Source organism: Rhizobium sp. KNZ2-6A, from assembly GCF_056755475.1.
The window spans coordinates 157,336-174,773 of record NZ_JBNDIC010000003.1; the positions used below are offsets into that span (position 1 = coordinate 157,336).

Annotated in this window: 15 protein-coding genes and 1 pseudogene; 7 read left to right on the forward strand and 9 right to left on the reverse strand. The window is 59.3% G+C overall.

Features of this window, described 5'->3' with window-relative positions; all coding sequences use genetic code 11:
- The first annotated feature begins 3 nt into the window (after positions 1–3).
- From ACPYOP_RS03435 to ACPYOP_RS03465, 7 genes and pseudogenes are all read left to right on the forward strand, one after another.
- Positions 4–558 (forward strand): slr1658 superfamily regulator, encoded by a 555-nt coding sequence (locus ACPYOP_RS03435; RefSeq protein WP_481408988.1) that lies wholly within the window; start codon positions 4–6, stop codon positions 556–558.
- Positions 559–579: 21 nt separating this feature from the next.
- Complete coding sequence (locus tag ACPYOP_RS03440; RefSeq protein WP_481408989.1) at positions 580–918, forward strand: slr1659 superfamily regulator; 339 nt, start codon at positions 580–582, stop codon at positions 916–918.
- 569 nt (positions 919–1,487) lie between these two features.
- The gene (locus ACPYOP_RS03445; RefSeq protein WP_481408990.1) at positions 1,488–2,333 is read left to right on the forward strand and encodes an HD-GYP domain-containing protein; all 846 of its coding nucleotides are present in this window, start codon (positions 1,488–1,490) and stop codon (positions 2,331–2,333) included.
- 334 nt (positions 2,334–2,667) lie between these two features.
- Positions 2,668–3,357, forward strand: coding sequence for a carbonic anhydrase (locus ACPYOP_RS03450; protein ID WP_481408991.1), 690 nt, complete (start codon positions 2,668–2,670; stop codon positions 3,355–3,357).
- Between the two features lie 4 nt (positions 3,358–3,361).
- Positions 3,362–4,888: a SulP family inorganic anion transporter gene (locus ACPYOP_RS03455; RefSeq protein WP_481408992.1), complete on the forward strand. Its 1,527-nt coding sequence runs from the start codon at positions 3,362–3,364 to the stop codon at positions 4,886–4,888.
- 174 nt (positions 4,889–5,062) lie between these two features.
- Positions 5,063–5,317 carry a type II toxin-antitoxin system ParD family antitoxin gene (locus tag ACPYOP_RS03460; RefSeq protein ID WP_481408993.1) on the forward strand — a complete coding sequence of 85 codons (255 nt, stop codon included), beginning with the start codon at positions 5,063–5,065 and terminating at the stop codon, positions 5,315–5,317.
- Positions 5,317–5,610, forward strand: a pseudogene (locus ACPYOP_RS03465) (type II toxin-antitoxin system RelE/ParE family toxin). Before ACPYOP_RS03460 ends, ACPYOP_RS03465 begins: the two are co-directional and overlap by 1 nt.
- A gap of 161 nt (positions 5,611–5,771) precedes the next feature.
- On the opposite strand, the gene ACPYOP_RS03470 reads toward ACPYOP_RS03465, so the two are convergent.
- The 9 genes from ACPYOP_RS03470 to ACPYOP_RS03510 form a co-directional block, all read right to left on the reverse strand.
- The gene (locus ACPYOP_RS03470) at positions 5,772–7,550 is read right to left on the reverse strand and encodes an ABC transporter ATP-binding protein (RefSeq protein ID WP_481408994.1); all 1,779 of its coding nucleotides are present in this window, start codon (positions 7,548–7,550) and stop codon (positions 5,772–5,774) included.
- Positions 7,551–7,558: 8 nt separating this feature from the next.
- Positions 7,559–8,533, reverse strand: coding sequence for a glycosyltransferase family 2 protein (locus tag ACPYOP_RS03475; RefSeq protein WP_481408995.1), 975 nt, complete (start codon positions 8,531–8,533; stop codon positions 7,559–7,561).
- A 52-nt stretch (positions 8,534–8,585) separates the two neighbouring features.
- Positions 8,586–9,689, reverse strand: coding sequence for a glycosyltransferase family 2 protein (locus ACPYOP_RS03480; protein WP_481408996.1), 1,104 nt, complete (start codon positions 9,687–9,689; stop codon positions 8,586–8,588).
- A 16-nt stretch (positions 9,690–9,705) separates the two neighbouring features.
- Positions 9,706–10,896 (reverse strand): acyltransferase family protein, encoded by a 1,191-nt coding sequence (locus ACPYOP_RS03485; RefSeq protein WP_481408997.1) that lies wholly within the window; start codon positions 10,894–10,896, stop codon positions 9,706–9,708.
- A 503-nt stretch (positions 10,897–11,399) separates the two neighbouring features.
- Entirely contained in the window at positions 11,400–12,311 is a 912-nt protein-coding gene (locus ACPYOP_RS03490) for an ABC transporter permease (protein ID WP_481408998.1), read from the reverse strand.
- Positions 12,308–13,408 carry an ABC transporter permease gene (locus ACPYOP_RS03495; RefSeq protein WP_481408999.1) on the reverse strand — a complete coding sequence of 367 codons (1,101 nt, stop codon included), beginning with the start codon at positions 13,406–13,408 and terminating at the stop codon, positions 12,308–12,310. The genes ACPYOP_RS03490 and ACPYOP_RS03495 overlap by 4 nt, the downstream gene beginning before the upstream one ends.
- Positions 13,405–14,928: an ABC transporter ATP-binding protein gene (locus tag ACPYOP_RS03500; RefSeq protein ID WP_481409000.1), complete on the reverse strand. Its 1,524-nt coding sequence runs from the start codon at positions 14,926–14,928 to the stop codon at positions 13,405–13,407. The genes ACPYOP_RS03495 and ACPYOP_RS03500 overlap by 4 nt, the downstream gene beginning before the upstream one ends.
- 7 nt (positions 14,929–14,935) lie before the next feature.
- Positions 14,936–16,036, reverse strand: a complete 1,101-nt coding sequence (locus ACPYOP_RS03505; protein ID WP_481409001.1) for a BMP family ABC transporter substrate-binding protein — start codon at positions 16,034–16,036, stop codon at positions 14,936–14,938.
- Positions 16,037–16,058: 22 nt separating this feature from the next.
- Positions 16,059–17,438 (reverse strand): amidohydrolase, encoded by a 1,380-nt coding sequence (locus ACPYOP_RS03510; protein WP_481409002.1) that lies wholly within the window; start codon positions 17,436–17,438, stop codon positions 16,059–16,061.

Here is a 17,438-nt window from a genome sequence, read left to right on the forward strand (position 1 = left end):
GAGATGACAACTGCAATATACGGCAAGAAGCACCTGATTTCGTTCGATGCCGCCAAGGCCCTTCGCATTCGCCTATTCGACGGGCCGCTTCATCTGGCATGGCGCCATTCGGCCATGACATCCGACTTTATCGCAGAGACGATGGCACTTGGCTTTCGGGCTTCTGAACGGCAGTACAAGGCAGCTCGGCACGACATCGGTTACCTGACGAACGAACTCATCGAAAACTCCCTCAAGTTTCGCGCCGCGGGCGAAATCGTTATCGACGCTCTCCTGGATGCCCATCATTTCAGGATGCGGATTGCAAATCTCATCGACCACGATGCCACGGTCCGCTTCCAGCAGTTGCTCCTGAAGGTGACGGCCGGCGACCCAGGCGATCTCCTCATCGAGCAGCTTGAAGCAAGTGTTTTTGCCGGTGGAAATGCGTCCGGGCTCGGACTGTTGACTTTGATGAGCGACTACCAGGTCCAATTGGCCTGGCGTTTCGATAAGGACAATCCGCAACAGTGGACTAAATTGCAAACCTATGCTGCGATGGCAATTTCATCATCGTGAACCCGCGAGAGGCCCCTTTTTATGGAAATCAAAGAAGAAGCATTCCGCGTCTGGTCCGAAGGGAACGTCTTGTATTTTGACGGAGTGATGCGGCTTGCAGGCCCGGATGCCTATGCGCCTGTCTATGACCTCGCAAGAGCGGTTCTTCATGGGGGTGGAGGCAAAGCGACTTTTGATTTGACGGGTCTACAGTTTTTGAATTCATCCGGCATCAATTTGCTTGCCAAATTGACGATCGAAGCCCGCAAGCATCCGGATATTCACCTCACCATATGCGGCTCGTCGCAAATTCCCTGGCAGATGAAATCCCTGCCGAATCTGAAGAAGCTCCACCCCCATGTGGATTTGCGTTTGGGATAACGATGACAGTTTATCGCCGGCACGATTGTCTCTGACAAGACGAAGCAGGCGGACCTCGGCCGGCCTTGCGCCCCTTCCTTGCGGCTGCATCCCACATATCGATCTAATTTCCATCCATTTTCAAATGGGCGTTGCGGCTTGCCGAAGACCGACTCGCATTGCCGGGATACACATAAGTGGCCCCATCGCCGCAGAATCACCAGAGATATGCGTATGTTCGGTAGGGTTATACCGGATATCGTGAATTAAGATTGTGAAAAATCAAAGTATTAAAATGTATAACCATGGATTGAAATTAAGTTGAAATTGGTTATTCAATAATATTGAAGATTTTCGTAAATTTAGCGAGCAATGATAGCTAAAAACTGATAAGGTGCGTTGGCAGATCACTTGTCGTTCGCAAAATAATATTCCGCAAACACTCTGTGTTTTCACGGTTAGCAGGCAAAATTCCGGTGATGGAGAAGGTCGCATTACATCGGCTGGATACACAAAACTTCGCAGCGGAGCGAGGACGCTCTGCCGACGAGGTTCCCAGCGGGATTGACGATTTCCCGAGGCCATCTCGCATGGATATCAAGCTGACGGCGCAGAGGGAGGCTTTATGGCTCGACGCAAGCCGGGATGCGGATAGTGACGCTGATTCTCCAAGGCCGATAGGGTCAACTGCTCTTGGAATCGATGCCAAGTTCCAATCACCCCACCGAGCAGAGCAGGTCAGACTGGCCAAGCGGCTGATCAAAGAAGCAACACCTGACGTACGACATCTTTTCAATCGGGCGCGGTATCGTCGCGACATCCCATATGATGCCGCCGGCAGAGTGATCGGAAAGCTTATGTCGCGGTCTTCGGCCGATGTCATTGCGTTGATCGGCGCCGAAAGATCCGAGCACAGGCGGGAAGGAATTCTCCTCCATTCCTTGGCCGTGAGCGCATCGATGATTGCATTTGGCCGAAGCCTGGGACTGAACGAAGAGGCTGTGAGCCTTCTTGGTTTCGGCGGATTGTTACATGATATCGGGAAAATGGTTTTGCCGAGGAAGCTGCTGCAGAAATCCGGTCCGCTCGATGCGGCTGAGCTCGCTATTATCCGAACGCATCCGGAGCGGGGCCATGAATTGCTGGAGCAAACGGAGAATGTACCGAAAGCTGTGCTCGACGTTTGCCTCTGCCATCACGAGAGATTCGATGGCTCCGGCTATCCGCGCAAACTTGTCGGAACGGAAATTCCTGACGCTGCACGCATCGCGGCAATCTGCGATGTATACGATGCACTCACGACGATAAGACCCTATAAAAGCGCATGGTCTCCCCGCGAGGCGATTGAGATGATGCTGAGCTCAAACGGGCAGTTCGACCCCATGCTGCTGGACGCATTCGTGTCGTGGAAAGCGCGCGACAGCGTCACCCAATAGGTAAACGTCTGTGTTGCGACTGTTCCGAGCGCTGCTGGTGCGCGGTGTGATATGAATACACGTCCGCCACAGATCACTAGTCGTATTTCGCTGGCCTCGCCGCCCCGGTAAGCGCCGTTCAGGAGAGGTGCGAGCGTGTGCCAAGAATGCAACTAAATCTATTTCACAATTCACTCACAAGATTTTTATAAATTAGATTTATCTAAATCCAATTTCGCTATTTTCTTCTCGGCACCTCTACCTATCTCGCACTTGCGAAATGATCGCGCATTCCAACCCGCCGGGCATGGGTACGCCCCCTGCCTGCCGTCCGGCCCATCCCAAGGACTCGACAATGGGTGATTTGCTAAAGGGTATCTCCAGTTTTCGTGGTGCCATCTTTCCGGACCATGAGGCACTTTATCGCAAGCTGGCGGAGGAGGGGCAGCAGCCGCAGGCGCTGATGATTTCCTGCGCCGACAGCCGGGTGATGCCTGAAACGATTACGCAGTCCGGTCCCGGTGAACTGTTCGTCTGCCGCAATGCCGGAAATATCGTTCCTCCATTTTCCACGGCAAATGGCGGTGTATCGTCGGCGATCGAATATGCGGTCGTAGCCCTCGGCGTTCGCGATATCATTGTCTGCGGGCATTCCGATTGCGGCGCTATGAAAGGGCTTTGCCATCCTGATCTTCTGAAACCCATGCCGAATGTCGCTGCATGGCTGAAACATAGTCACGCCGCCCATTCGATTGTTTGCGAAGCCTATCCCGTCGACCTATCCGAGCGCCAAAGGGTCCGGGCCATCGCGATGGAAAACGTCGTTGTCCAGCTCGACCACTTGCGTACGCATCCTTCTGTCGCGGCTAAGCTGGCGACCAACGACATTGCCCTGCATGGTTGGTTCTTCGATATCGAGACGGGGGAGGTGCTCGTCTATGATGGTGCGGCCGCTCGCTTCACGGAAATCCTTGAGGATAGGCCCCTGCCTGTCGCGGTCACGGGTCGTGGTCGTCCGCATGTGATCCCGCAAGCCGCGGAGTAGCCCGATGATTTCCAGCCCTGCTCTTTCGCGCGATTTCGCCTCGTCGCTCGTCGTCTTTCTGGTCGCCATGCCACTGTGCCTCGGGATTGCCGTGGCCTCGGGTGTTCCTGTGGCCATGGGCCTCATTTCAGGCATTGTCGGCGGCATCGTCGTTGGCCTTTTAGCCGGATCTCCGCTTCAGGTGTCAGGTCCGGCTGCCGGCCTGGCCGTGATTGTATTCGGCTTTGTCGAACAATATGGGGTGGCCATGCTCGGTCCGGTCCTGATTGTCGCAGGATTTCTGCAGGTGCTTGCCGGGTTCCTGCGGATTGGCTCGTGGTTCCGGGCAATCTCGCCCGCCGTCGTTCATGGCATGCTCGCCGGTATTGGCATCCTCATTATTCTTGGTCAGGTCCATGTTTTAATGGGAGCAAGACCAGCTGCCGGCGGCATCGAAAACGTCGCAGCGATGGAGCAGACCTTCAGCCGTGTATGGGGTGCAGGACCGACGCGTGAAGCGGTCGCTCTTCTCATAGGGTTGATCTCGTTGCTTGCCATGATTGCTTGGGAAAAGTTCAGGCCGAAATCGCTGATGCTGGTGCCCGGTGCTCTGGTGGGAGTTGCGGCTGGCACTTTGTTGACCGTCGCGATGCAATTGCCGATCGCCAGGGTGGAGATTCCCTCTTCTCTCGCCGAAAGCATCTCATTGCCGACGCTTGATGGCTTTGTCAGGATGGCAGAGCCGGGCATCATCCTAACGACGCTGGTCATCGCGGTCATCGCCAGCGCCGAAACGCTGCTGTCATCCGCTGCCGTTGATCGCATGCATGATGGCGTGCGGACCCGTTTCAACAAGGAGTTGTTTGCGCAGGGCATCGGCAACGGACTTTGTGGTCTGCTGGGTGCCTTGCCGATTACGGGTGTCATCGTGAGATCGTCCGCTAACATTCAGGCGGGCGCAAGTACACGAGTGTCGGCCGTTCTGCATGGAGTTTGGATCCTTGGGCTCGTGGCGTTTCTGCCGCAACTGCTCGCGATGGTGCCACTGACGGCGCTTGCCGCCGTTCTGCTCGTGACGGGGTGGCGGCTGATCAGCCTTCATCACGTCCGCCATCTCTTCGAGCACCACGGCTGGGTTCCAGTGGGGATCTGGACTGCGACGGTGGCAATGGTGGTGCTTCAGGATCTGCTCGCCGGTGTGGCGCTTGGCCTTGCGCTGTCCATACTGGAGATCTTTCCATATCTGCGTCGCAAGCTTGCGATCGACAGGTTGGAGGATGAGGAAGCCATACATCTCGACCTCGTCGGCGTGGCGACATGCAGGGACGTTCCCACGCTGCTCAACATGCTGGAAACGCTTCCTGAGGGGCGCAAGATCAGGATTGCGGGTGCTCGCCTGCATTATCTTGACCATACGACTGCCGAAACCCTGCGCGAGTGGCTGAAACGCCAGAAGAAATCAGGGCGCGCAGTCGAAATCCAGCATCCACCGGCCGGACGTCATCCTCGGCTGAAACCGATCTTTGAACGGCTATCGGCGGAAGTAGCCTGACCCTCAGATACGCTGCAAACACTTAATGACAATGGTCTTGCTCCGCTTGTCGGGGTAAGACGAATCTGCGGAAACCTAGCATAAATGAACGGGCTACGCGCCTCACTTCGCCAAGAGATCGATTTGACAAACTTTGCCAAATTCGGCTAGCCTGGTTGCATTGTGGAGGCTCGAATGGCTACGATGAACGTATCGCTTCCGGACCCGATGAAAGATTGGGTCGAAGCGCAAGCGAAGACTGGGCGATATTCCAATGCCAGTGATTATGTGCGCGACTTGATTCGCAGGGACCAAGTTCGCAGTGATAAGATTGCCGCCATGCAACGTTTCGTTGATGACGGTCTCAAAAGCGGTGTTGGTAGCCGGTCGACGGACGACCTCTTTGCAGCGGCAGTCGCGCGCGTGGAAACAACGCGCGGCGGCGAATAATGCGTTTTAGCCTTTCAGTCGAAGCGGAAGAGGACATCATTGCGATCGCCGAACAGGGTGTACGCATGTTCGGGTCTACACAGGCCAGGCGATATCATGACGACTTGTTCGCTATGCTTGATCTGGTTGCCGCCAACCCGTGAATGGCACGTGAGCGAGAAGAGATTTCGCCACTAGTTAGAATTCATCCGTTCAAGGCCCACCTTATTGTCTATCGGATCGAGGAGGACGGAGTAATTTTCGTGATCCGAATACGCCATGGACATGAAGACTGGGCCAGCGATCCTGTTTAGGCCTCGTTAAGTGGATGAACACGCATCGTTGTATAAGAGGCATTAAGAACCGGCCGTGACGCGTGTCAGATCGCCGACATTCTTTATATCGCTGTTATACTGCGCTTTTATTTGTAGGGCCCACAGGCTATTCCCATCAAGCGCCACATACCCGTTCGAGACTATGGCAGCTCTTGTTCGTAAAGCTGGTCCATGCTGAGCGATGCGACTTCGGCAAATGCCGTCTGGTTGCGCACACGCCCGCCGCTCAGGATGACGACGTCGTCGCAGAAAGAGATCGTGCTGCGATGATGGCTGATCACGATCGTCGTGCGGCGGCCGGCGCGCAATTTCAGTGTCTCAACGATGGCGGCCTCCGACAAACCATCCATCGCGTTGGTGGCCTCGTCCAGAATGAGAATATCGGGGTCGCGGACGAGCGCCCTTGCGAGCGCTATGCGCTGCCGCTGTCCGGCCGACAGGCTCGCGCCCCTGTAACCGACGAGCGTTTCGTATCCCTCAGGGAGTTTTTCGATGAATTCATGCGCTTCGGCAAGCCTGGCCGCCTGTTCGGCCTCGGTGGGCGAGGTATGCTGTCCGTAGGCGATGTTTTCGAGAATGGTGCCGTCAACCAGTTCCAGATCCTGGCTGGCAAGTGCTAACCGGTTTCGCCATTGCATGGGATCGATGCGGCTGAGCGGCAATCCATCGATCAGGATCTCGCCTTCATCGGGTTCGACGAAGCGGCACAAAAGGTTCACGATCGTCGTCTTTCCCGCACCCGATCGGCCGATGAGGGCGGTGGAGCGGCCGTGGCGAACCTCGAAACTGGCGGAGCGCAGCACCACCGGCCGTGCGGCGGAACCCGGATATTGAAAGGTCACGCCGTCGAATTTGATCTCTCGGTTCAATCCGGGAGCCGGCAGGTCTCCAGCCGGCGGCTGCGGCTTGTCGGAGGCATCCAGCAGCCAGCGGACTTCCTCCAGTGAGCCGCTCCAGCCCTGCATCTGGCTCCATGCCTGCTGCAGGGCGCGCACATGCGGCTGCAGCCGGTATAGCAGGACCACGAAGGCCACGATGATGGGAAAGCTGACCGCCCAGGCCCAGGCACTGACGACTACCGCCAGGAACAGCGCCGAATGCAGCACCTCGGTCAGCGGCGGCAGCGCGCCCTGGCGGGTCTGCAGAACGAAGCCCGCCTTCCTCACAGCGTTGGATGCGCCGTCGAACACGGCCTTTTCGCGCCCCTCCTGACCGAAAATTCGGATCAGCCGTCCGGCGTGAACGAGATGCAGCATTCGGCTGGCAAGTTCGCTGTTGGAAGATGCGACCTTGCGGCTCGGCATCTTCAGGCTGGCGGAGAGGCCGGCATGCGCCGCCTGGACGAGGATAAGGCCGAGCGCGACGCAGAGCGTCATTTGCCACGACAGCAGCAGCAGAAAGGCCAGCAGAATGATCGCCGCCGATGCATTCACGATCGCCGCAAGCACCGTCTGTATCGCATCCGAGGCCCGCCAGGATTCGTTGGAGATGATGTTGAGCAGCCGGCCCGGGCTTTCCTGCAGGAAGAATGGATATCCGATCTTCAGGAGCTGATCGGCGAGCGCGCCGCGGATCGCATGACCGGCCTTGCCGTGTATGAAGTTGGTAAGCGCCGCATTGGCGAAGGCGAGAATGTTCTTCAAGGTGATCAGCGCCAGAATGCAGGCGGCGATGGCCATCATCCGCTGCCGGTCGTCCAGACCTGACCCGGCCTGCTGGAAGAGCGCGGAAAATCCGCTCAGTCCCGTCGAGGCTCTTTCGCCGCCAATGATGCCGAGCATCGGAATGATGAGGCCGATGCCGGTACCCTCGAGCACGGCGCCGATCAGGCCAAGGACGACGACAACAGGCAGCAGCCGGATCTGCCGGCCAAGCGCCTGTCGCAGGAGTTGCAGGCCCGGCAGGAGGAGTTTCAGCATGGCGGATCTCACCTCAACGAACGGGTTGTCTGCTTGATCTGGTTCAGTTCCGGCTGTCGGCGGCGTCCCGTCATGGCGCATCGTGCGAATTCCAACGCGCCCAGCAAATTCATGGACACGATCGGCCAATGAGACAAGGACACTTCCGGATCAAAGCGCGGCCCGCCCCATAATTCCCGCCAAGCCGAGCGGAAAGTCCAGCAGAAATGACGCAGGAGCCACGGCGCGCTGAGCAGATGCTTCAGACAGAGGCCGCCGTTCCCGAGGCTGTAGTTGCGGTGAAGCCGTTCGATCGCCTCGCGTGTGTTGCGTCCGTGATAATGCAGCACGTTCATGTCGGGAACATATTCGATCGGGATGCCGAGCCGAAAGGCGCGGACGAGATAGTCGGTGTCCTCGGCCGATTGCAAGGCGCTGCCGGCGCCGAAGCGCTCGTCGAAGCGGCCGACGCGTTGGGCGACTTCCCGGTGCATCGTCATGTTGCACCCCAGGATGAAGCCGCCCGGATGGACATCGGGCGTAAAGCGGGCCGGTTCCGGCGATCGCTTGATCGTAAATGGCAGATCGAGCGCATTGCCGAGTTCGACACGCCCGCCCCGGATGACGAGGCGCTCTCCGCCCGCGTAATGCTGCTCCAGGTCCCGCAGATAGTGCAGGTCCACTTCGCAATCGTCGTCGATGAAGATCAGGATGCGTCCGCGAGACCGCTCCATCCCCGCATTGCGGGCGGCCGCCAAACCGCGGCGGCGTTCCACCACCTGTATGATCGCGATGCTCGACGTGGCGGCGATCTGGGCCAGCCGCTCGGCGGTATCGTCGGTCGAGCCATTGTCGACCACCACCAGTTCGCTTGTCATCGAGCCATGCGCACGACTGGCCGCTTCGATCGATCGGATGCAGGCCTCGAGCGCCTGGGCGCGGTTGCGGGTGCAGACGATGAAACTCGCCGCCGGAGCCCGTCCGAAGGAGGGACGAGGGGGCATTGCCGCCCTCCGCGTACGCTCTCTCGGGATGTCAGAGTTCTCGCCGGCCATGTCAGGCGAGCCCCTGCAGCGGCAGCACGCTGCTTGCCGGCACCGATTGCCGATATCTTGCCAGGGCGTCGAGGCGCAGGCTCGCATCGCTCCAAAGGCGGCTGCACCAGGGCGCATAGGTGGCGGCGCGAAGTCCATAGCGCTCGCGACGCCTTATCGTATGCCATTTGCCTGTCTGTGTGAGGAACTGATGGGTCAATGCGGGCTGCTTCTCGTCCGCGATGAGCTGGTAGAGGAAATAGAAGAAGCACATCAGCCCTTCCTGATGGCTTGCGGAGGCCCGCATGCCGCGCGCGGCGATCTGTCCTTCGATGGAGAGGAGACAGTCGGCGGCACGTGAAACCGTATCCGGCGTCACCGCCGCACCGATATCGTTCAGGGCATGGGAGCTGTCGATCAGACCTTCCCGCTGGAGATTTTCCGCAGCGATCGCCAGATGCGTGCGGCGCATCGGCCGCTTGTGCTTGTTGGTGACGCTTTTGTCGTGAACGCGGTAGGCAACGAGGCTGTCGTCGATCATGGCGGCGGGGAATTTACGGGTGATCCGACGGAACAGATCGAAATCCTCCGCATGCACATAGCTTGCATCGTAGGTCAGCATCTCGTCCGGAATGACATTGCGGTTATACATCACGGTCGAATGCATGAAGACGGTGTAAAACATCGACAGCACGTGCCAGTCGGCCGACTGATGGATCGGATTGGGCGTGCCGCGCACGACGCGATTGCCGATGAGCCGGTCGATGCCGGTGCCGCTGATCGCAAGCTCCGGCCGCTCCCGAAACAGGGCGATCTGGCGTGAAAAACGGCTGGGATAGGCAATGTCGTCGGCATCCATCCGGGCGATGAAATCGCCTTCCGCCATGATCATACCTTCGTTGAGCGTCGCAATGAGCCCGCGGTTTTCACGCGAGACGAGGCGAATGCGGTCGTCGGCCGCCTGATACCGTTGCAGGATGTCCAGCGAGCGGTCAGTGGAACCATCGTCGATGGCGATGACATCCAGGCGCTTGTGATCCTGTCGCAGGATGCTCTCGACGGCTGCGGCGAGATAGGGTTCGCCGTTATAAACGGGCAGCAGAACGGAAATCAGTGGAACGGACATTCTTCAGCTCGCGCAACTATTGCAGATCAGAGGTTTGGACGGCGTCGCCGCGATCGTGGCACTCACGGCGATAGAGCGCCGTTTCGTATATTTTCGTACCGGGCCGCTGTTCCCATAGTTCGCCGATCGGGGCAGCCGGCGGATGGCTGCGGGCGACATAGGGAAAATGGCGTTTGAGGCCATTCAGCGGCTTTTCGAAAAGGCGCCAGGAGATCGAAGCCAGAGCCAGGGTCGCGACACTTCCGACGATCAGGCGGCCGAAGCCCTGTTCCGAGACGTTGACCGGAATCCAGGCTTGAGCCTTGACGATCAGCGAAAGGATGATCGGATGGAAGAGGTAGATGCCGTAACTGATCCGCCCGGTGGCCGCCATCGGCGAGGATTCGAGCAGCCGGCCGAAACCGGATCGAAAGCCCGAAGATGCGCCGCCCACCAGCATGGCCAGCGGCACAAGCGGAAAAACCTCCGAACCGATCCAGATGAACCAGTCGAGAACAGGCGTTATCGGATCCGGCCTCAGCCATAGCGCGACAGCGGCGGCGGCTGCCAACGGCATCCAGCCCAGCCGCATCCATTGTGGCCAGACTTGTGTCCTTTCACGATAGGCTGCGAGCAGGGCGCCGCCCGCCAGCGCATCCATCGAGGCCGAAGGAAGCAGGTCGCGCATCAGGGAGGGCGTTCCCGTCAGCGGCCAATAGAGGCGATAGGCGAGCGAGCAGGCAATGACGGCAATACAGAGACGCCCGATCATCCGGCGCGGTGCCAGCAGGATTGCCAGCGGCCAGACGATATAGAATTGTTCCTCGATGCTGAGGCTCCAGGTATGGCATAGGACCCAGGGTGTCCATTCGCCGCGCAGGGCATACCAGTAATTTGCCAGATAGAGCGCATGCCATTTCAGGCTGCCGCCGCGAGCCCCCTCGAGATTGACGAACCACACGAACACCAGGACCGCGAAATATGGGGGAAATATGCGCAGCGCGCGGCGGATGTAGAATGCTTTCAGCGCTGTGGCCGGCTGGTAGCGGGCATCGGTTCGTGCTTCCAACAACAGGCGCGTGATCAGGAAACCGCTGAGCACGAAAAAGAGACGAACGCCGAGATGGCCCCAGATGGAGCCATCGGCCGCGAAAAAATGTGCATAGAGCACCATTGCAACGGCAATGGTTCTCAGGCCATCCAATTGGCGGTCGCGTATATTCGGCATAGACACCCCCGGCTTTCAGCCTATTTCGGACCCCTCATTGACGGCGCCAGCTCCCCGATATTCTGCCGCTTGCAGCTGCTGTTCTTCTTTACGCACCGCATGGACCGATAAGCTTGCCAGGCGACCCTTCGAGGCTTCCGGATGGAATCCGGCCAAACTGAGGCACTTCCGGGCTGATCAGGCGGTGGTTGATCACGTGTTTGAAACAAACGGTCCTGTTTCTCAAAACACAGAAATATCGCCGCTCGCGCGGCCCGAGATTTTCGTCGTTCATCAGGCAAGTCCGTCCGCTTGCATCACAGGCGGATCAGGGGCCGCAACGTAATGTCGGGCGTGCCTCCGATTGGTCAACCCTTTGCTTATATTATGCAATTATCGAATGATTTCAGAGCCGTGAAACATCCATTGGCTGTGGCATCCAGCATATTTTTCGCGCGGCTTCGCGTTGCGACTGCAACGGCAACGGGTTACCGATTGCAAGAATTGCTGGTCGGATGTTCCCGTTACCGTTCGAACGGTTCGCCGAGGGAGGCGACGCCATTGAGCTTCAGCAGGCGGCGATCCGCCGAGATGATGCCGAGGACGATGATCGTCACCAGATAGGGCAGGCATGCTAGCAGCTGCGAGGAAACGGCAAGGCCGCTTGCCTGGGCGGCAAGCCCCATCAGCGATACCGCGCCAAACAGGCAGGCGCCTAAGAAAATCCTTGATGTCAGCCAGGTTCCAAAGACTACGAGAGCAATGGCAATCCAGCCACGGCCGGCGATCATGCCGTCGGCCCACAGCGGCGTGTAGATCGTTGCGGCATAGGCGCCGGCAAAGCCCGCCATCATGCCGCCGAACGTAACCGCGGCGAAACGGATCGCGATGATGGGATAGCCGATGGCATGGGCGGCTTTCGGATTTTCGCCGACGGCGCGCAGGATGAGGCCGATCTTGCTGTAGGCAAACAGCGCCCAGATGCCGAAGGTGACGATAAGGGAGATCCAGACGACGATATCCTGATTGAAAAGGCCACCGACGACCGGAATTTGCGAGAGCCCGGGAATCGCGATCTTCGGCAATGTGGTGACGGTCAGGCTTTCATAGCTTTTGCCGAACAGCGCCGAAAGGCCTTGGCCGAGAATGCCGAGCGCAAGGCCGGCCGCGACCTGATTTGCGTTGAAGCCGAGAACGATACCGGCAAAAATCATGGAAAGCAGAGCGCTTCCAAGACCGGCCGCAAGGAAAGCCAGAAAATGGCCGCCGCCGTGATAAACGATAATAAACGCGATGACGGCACCCAGCGCCATCAAGCCTTCGACGCCGAGATTGAGAACGCCGGCACGCTCGACGACAAGCTCACCTAAAGCCGCCAGCAGAAACGGCGTTGCGGCTGCCAGCATGCCGGCAAGAATGAACTCGACGGCACTCATGATGCGCTCCGGGCGGAGATAGGGCGCCACACGATGCGATAGCGCACGAAAGCCGCGGCGATGAGATAAATGAGGAGCAGACTGCCCTGGAATACGCGGACGGCCGCGATGGGCAGATTGGCTGAGACCATGGCATTGTCGCCGCCGATATAGAGCGCTGCCATAACGATTGAGGAAATGACGATGCCGATCGGGTTGAGGCCGCCAAGATAGGCAACAATGATTGCCGCGTAGCCATATCCGGTCGAGATGGAGCGCTGCAGCTGGCCAAGCGGACCGGCAACCTCGGCGGCACCGGCAAGACCGGCCGCCGCGCCACCGATGATCAGCGAGAGCCAAATTGCCCAGCTCTGCTTGAAGCCGGCATAGCTCGCCGCCCGGGGAGCCAGTCCGCCAACCTGCAATTTGTATCCGGCGAAGCTTTTCTGCATGAAGATCCATGCTGCGATCGACAGACCAGCAGCGAGGAGAAGCGAGACGTTGACACGCGTCCCCTCGAACAGGATCGGCACCATGGCATCGTATTGGAACATGACCGACTGCGGGAAATTGAAGCCGTTCGGATCCTTCCACGGGCCGAGAAGCAGATAATTGAGCAATTGCGCTGCAACGAAGCTCAGCATCAGCGAAACAAGGATTTCGTTGGCGTTGAGCCTGACGCGCCAGAAGGCGGTGAGCGACGCCCATAGCGCGCCGCCAATGGTGCCGAAGAGCAACATCGTCGGCCAGATCCATTGACCCGTCGCCTGCGGCATCAAGATGGGTATGGCGGAGGCAAAGATTGCGCCGAGAATGAATTGGCCCTCGGCCCCGATGTTGAAGACCTTGGCCCGAAAGCCGATCGCCAGGCCCTGTGCGATCAGAAGCAGGGGGCTGGTCTTCAGCAAGACTTCGGAGAAAGAGGCCCAGGAGAAAAACGGTTCGATCAGCATGGCATAGATCACCGCCGCCGGATCACGCCCCATGACGACATAGAGGCCGAGATTAAGAGCGATGGTGACGATGAGGGCGATCGGCGGCGCGAGCAGCTTCGCGGTGAACGAAGCCCGTTCCCGGCGAACGAAGGTGGGCAGGGCGGCGGAGAAGGAACTGCTCATGCGGATAGCTTTTCCCGTTGGGGCTGTGCGCCGATCATGTATCGACCGATCTCTTCCGGTCGGGTGTCGCGTGTGACGAGCGGCGGGCTCAGCGTGCCGTGGTAAAGGACCTGGATGAAGTCGCTGAGCTCGAACAATTCCTCGAGTTCTTCAGATACGACGAGAATGGCCATGCCCTGATTGCGCAGCTCGATCAGCCGCTTGCGAATGGCGGATGCCGCGCCGACATCGACGCCCCAGGTTGGCTGGGCAAGGAAGAGCAGTTTCGGCGCCAGCATGATTTCGCGCCCGACGATGAACTTCTGCAGATTTCCCCCGGAAAGCGAGCCGGCTTCCGCTTCCGGGCCGCGCGTGCGCACGTCATAGCCTTGAATGCACTCAGTTGCGAAGGCGGTGGCCTTGGCGCTGTCGAGGAGACCATGTCGCTCGAGCTTTAAGGGATGGGCCGTCAGCAGGCCATTGAGCGTCAGCGACATTTCGGGGACTGCGCCGTGCCCGAGCCGGTCTTCCGGGACGAAGGCAAAGCCCAGTTTTCGGCGGCTGGCGGCGTCGAGGCTGCCGACATCCCGTCCCATCATGAAGATCTGGTCGCGCTTGTCGCGGGGCAGGATCGTTTCCCCCGAAATCAGCGCGGCAAGTTCCTTTTGTCCATTCCCGGAAATGCCGGCAATGCCGAGAATCTCGCCGCTGCGCACACTCAGGCTGATGGTTGAGAGCGGCATTCCGAAAGGATCGTCCGGTCGATAGTCGAGGCCGATGATCTCCAGGCGCTTTTCACCCTCGGCAAGAGGCAATGCGGGTATCGGCTCCGGCATGTCGCGGCCGATCATCATGCGGGCGAGATCATGGGCATCATGCTCGCGCGGATCGACATGTCCGGTCACGCGTCCGCCGCGCAGGATGGTGGCACGGTCGCATAGGGATTGGATCTCCTCCAGCTTGTGCGAGATGAAGAGGATCGACACGCCGCCGTCGCGCAGCCGGCGCAGCGTGTCGAACAGCTTCTCGACAGCCTGCGGTGGCAGAACCGATGTCGGCTCGTCGAGGATCAGCAGTTTCGGATCGGTCATCAGGCACCGGATGATTTCCACCCGCTGCCGCTCGCCGACCGACAGTTCATGCACATGCGCCAGCGGATCGACTTCAAGTCCGAATTCATCACCCAGGCTACGGATGCGCTCAGCAAGTTCCGCCCTTCGGCCTGATACGATCAGGCGGATGTTTTCGACCACTGTCAGGCTCTCGAACAGCGAAAAGTGCTGAAAGACCATCCCGATGCCGGTACGCCTCGCCTCCGCGGGGGAGGCAAGGCTGAGGGGCTGTCCATGCCAGGCGACGGTCCCGTCGTCCGGTTGTTCGACACCGTAGATCAGCTTCATCAGGGTCGATTTGCCGGCGCCGTTTTCTCCGAGGATGGCATGGATCGAGCCGGGGGCCACGTCCAGATCGATATTCTGGTTGGCATGGACCTGGCCGTAGCTTTTGGAGATGCCGCGCAGCGACAGCAGCGGGATGGTCATGACCGGCTTACTTCGGCAAAGGCGTCTTCACACCTTTGACATGCCAGTCCATTGCGACGATCTGGGCATCCGCCAATGTCGCGCCCGATGCCGCACCCTCGCTGCCATCGGCCTTGGTGATCGGGCCGGTGAAGGGCGAAAAGCCGCCGCTGGCGATCTTTCCTTCGACTTGCTTGATCTTCGCCATGGTGTCGGCCGGGATCGCCGGGCTCCAATCGACGACTTCGACGACCTTGTCGGCGACGCCGAGGAAGGCGTTGGTGCCTTTGAACGTGCCGGCGATATGGGCATCGACCGATGCCTTGAAGAAGGGCGACCAGTCCGTGGAGATGCAGCCGAGATAGGTTTTCGGCGCATATTTCTTCATCGAGGAATTCAGGTTGAAGGCATAAACGCCGGCTGCCTCGCAGGCTGATATGACCGAGGGCGTATCCTGGGCGTTCGAGAAGATCACGTCGCAGCCCTGCGAGATCAATGCCTTGGCTGCTTCCTGCTCCTTGGCCGGATCGAACCAGGAATTGACCCAGACGACCGATACCTCGATGTCGGGCCTCACGGCTTGGGCGCCGAGCGTGAAGGCATTGATCGATGTGATCAGTTCGGGAATGGCGAAGGCGGAAACCGAACCGAGCTTGCCCGTCTTGGAAACGGCGGCCGCAGCCATGCCGAGCAGGTAGGTTCCTTGGAAATACTTGGCGGCAAAGGGCGAGAAATTCGGCGCGACCTGGAAGCCGGAAGCGTGCAGGACGGTCACCTTCGGGTTGCGGTGGGCAATCTGAAGTGCGCCGTTCTGGTAGCCGAAGGAGCCGGCGATCAGGAAATGGTTTCCGTCAGCGACCGTCTTGTTCATGATGCGGTCCGCATCCGGGCCTTCGGCGATGTTCTCGATCACCGTTACCTTGACCTTGTCGCCATAGGCAGCCTTGATCGGATCGAGCCCGGCAGCCAGCGCATGCCCCCAGCCGACATCGCCGATCGGCGAGGGCACGACGAGCGTGATGCCGAGCGGTTCGTTTGCGGCAAAGGCGGAGCGGCCGGTGAAAGCCGTTGCGAGGCCTGCGACAGCCACGCTCTTCATCAATGTTCTGCGGGTCAGATTCTTCTGCATCCCAGTTCCCCTTTTTGGTTTTTCAGAATTCTACTGTTGCAAGCGTCGCTTCGGCCTCAGCAAATAGCGCGGCCTCATCCAGTCCGGTGAATTCACCGCCCTGCCAGACGATACGTCCGTTGATCATGGTCAGATCGGTGGGCATGCCGATCCCGACCTTGGCAATCAGACTCAGCGGGTCATGCCGTGTCCCGACATAATCCATCCGTCGCGTATCGATTGCGAAGAGGTCGGCGGCCATGCCAGGGGCAAGACGGCCGATGTCCGTGCGCCCGAGCAGGCTTGCTCCTCCACTTGTCGCATATTGCAGAAAATCGAGCGGAGCGGGAACGGTGTGCTGACGCGTCGAGGCCGTCAGGCACTGCAGCATGTAGGCGGAATGGATGCAGTGCATGAGGTTCGAATTGTCGTTCGATGCGGCTCCGTCGCAGCCAAGGCCGATACGCAGTCCGAAGGCCTGCATTGCCGGGATATCGGTTACTTCGGCACCGACCAGATAGACCGGCTCTGGGCAGTGGGAGACACCCGTGCCACTCGCTGCCATCTTGCGCAACTCGTCATGCGTCAGCTCCCAGCAATGGGCATAAAAGGTATCGGGGCCTGCAAAACCCAATTCGGCGCAATAGTCGACCGTACGCATGCCATGCCGCGCCTCGATGATGGGGCTTTCGCCTTCGCCGACATGCGTGTGCAGCTGCACGCCGCGATCCCGCGCCAGTGCGACCGACTCGACGAAGGTTTCGCGATAGCAATTGACCGGCTGGCAAGGTGCGACCACCACCTGGCGCATGCTGAAGGGGCCGGCATCGTGATAACTGTCGATCAGCCGCGCGCAATCGGCGATGAACTCATCCGTGGTTTCGAGCATGGCGTCCGGGATCGTCGATCCCTCGGATTTCGGCAGGGTATTGCCGCCGCGGCCGGCGTGAAAGCGCATGCCCAGAAGGTCGGCCGCCTCGAACTGGCGATCGATCAGGCGTTTTCCCGCATGGCGGGGAAAGCAATATTGATGGTCGAAGGCGGTGGTGCATCCGTGCTTGATCATCTCCGCCATGGCTGTGACCGAGGAATGATAAAAGCAGTCCTCCGTCAGTCGCGAGAAGATCGGATAGATCCGGTCGAGCCATTCGATGACGGAAAGCTTCGTCCAGTCGAGGTCGGCCCGATTGCGCACGAAGCACTGAAAGAAGTGGTGATGGGTGTTGACGAGCCCCGGATAGACGAACCAGCCGGATGCGTCCTGGACGATGGTGCCCTCGGGCAACGGGTTCAGTGACAGGTTTTCGCCGATCGCCTGGATCGCCGGACCCTTGGTGAGCAGGTCGACGTTGCGGCGGACACTCGGTCCATTGCCCTCATCGACGATCACAGCGGCGCAATTCTTCAGGAGATAACCGGTCAT

Bases quoted from the DNA above. Each gene is read 5' to 3' on its own strand.
- ACPYOP_RS03435 (WP_481408988.1), top strand. From the start codon at position 4: ATGACAACTGCAATATACGGCAAGAAGCACCTGATTTCGTTCGATGCC.
- ACPYOP_RS03440 (WP_481408989.1), top strand. From the start codon at position 580: ATGGAAATCAAAGAAGAAGCATTCCGCGTCTGGTCCGAAGGGAACGTC.
- ACPYOP_RS03445 (WP_481408990.1), top strand. From the start codon at position 1,488: ATGGATATCAAGCTGACGGCGCAGAGGGAGGCTTTATGGCTCGACGCA.
- ACPYOP_RS03450 (WP_481408991.1), top strand. From the start codon at position 2,668: ATGGGTGATTTGCTAAAGGGTATCTCCAGTTTTCGTGGTGCCATCTTT.
- ACPYOP_RS03455 (WP_481408992.1), top strand. From the start codon at position 3,362: ATGATTTCCAGCCCTGCTCTTTCGCGCGATTTCGCCTCGTCGCTCGTC.
- ACPYOP_RS03460 (WP_481408993.1), top strand. From the start codon at position 5,063: ATGGCTACGATGAACGTATCGCTTCCGGACCCGATGAAAGATTGGGTC.
- ACPYOP_RS03470 (WP_481408994.1), bottom strand. From the start codon at position 7,550: ATGCTGAAACTCCTCCTGCCGGGCCTGCAACTCCTGCGACAGGCGCTT.
- ACPYOP_RS03475 (WP_481408995.1), bottom strand. From the start codon at position 8,533: ATGCCCCCTCGTCCCTCCTTCGGACGGGCTCCGGCGGCGAGTTTCATC.
- ACPYOP_RS03480 (WP_481408996.1), bottom strand. From the start codon at position 9,689: ATGTCCGTTCCACTGATTTCCGTTCTGCTGCCCGTTTATAACGGCGAA.
- ACPYOP_RS03485 (WP_481408997.1), bottom strand. From the start codon at position 10,896: ATGCCGAATATACGCGACCGCCAATTGGATGGCCTGAGAACCATTGCC.
- ACPYOP_RS03490 (WP_481408998.1), bottom strand. From the start codon at position 12,311: ATGAGTGCCGTCGAGTTCATTCTTGCCGGCATGCTGGCAGCCGCAACG.
- ACPYOP_RS03495 (WP_481408999.1), bottom strand. From the start codon at position 13,408: ATGAGCAGTTCCTTCTCCGCCGCCCTGCCCACCTTCGTTCGCCGGGAA.
- ACPYOP_RS03500 (WP_481409000.1), bottom strand. From the start codon at position 14,928: ATGACCATCCCGCTGCTGTCGCTGCGCGGCATCTCCAAAAGCTACGGC.
- ACPYOP_RS03505 (WP_481409001.1), bottom strand. From the start codon at position 16,036: ATGCAGAAGAATCTGACCCGCAGAACATTGATGAAGAGCGTGGCTGTC.
- ACPYOP_RS03510 (WP_481409002.1), bottom strand. From the start codon at position 17,438: ATGACCGGTTATCTCCTGAAGAATTGCGCCGCTGTGATCGTCGATGAG.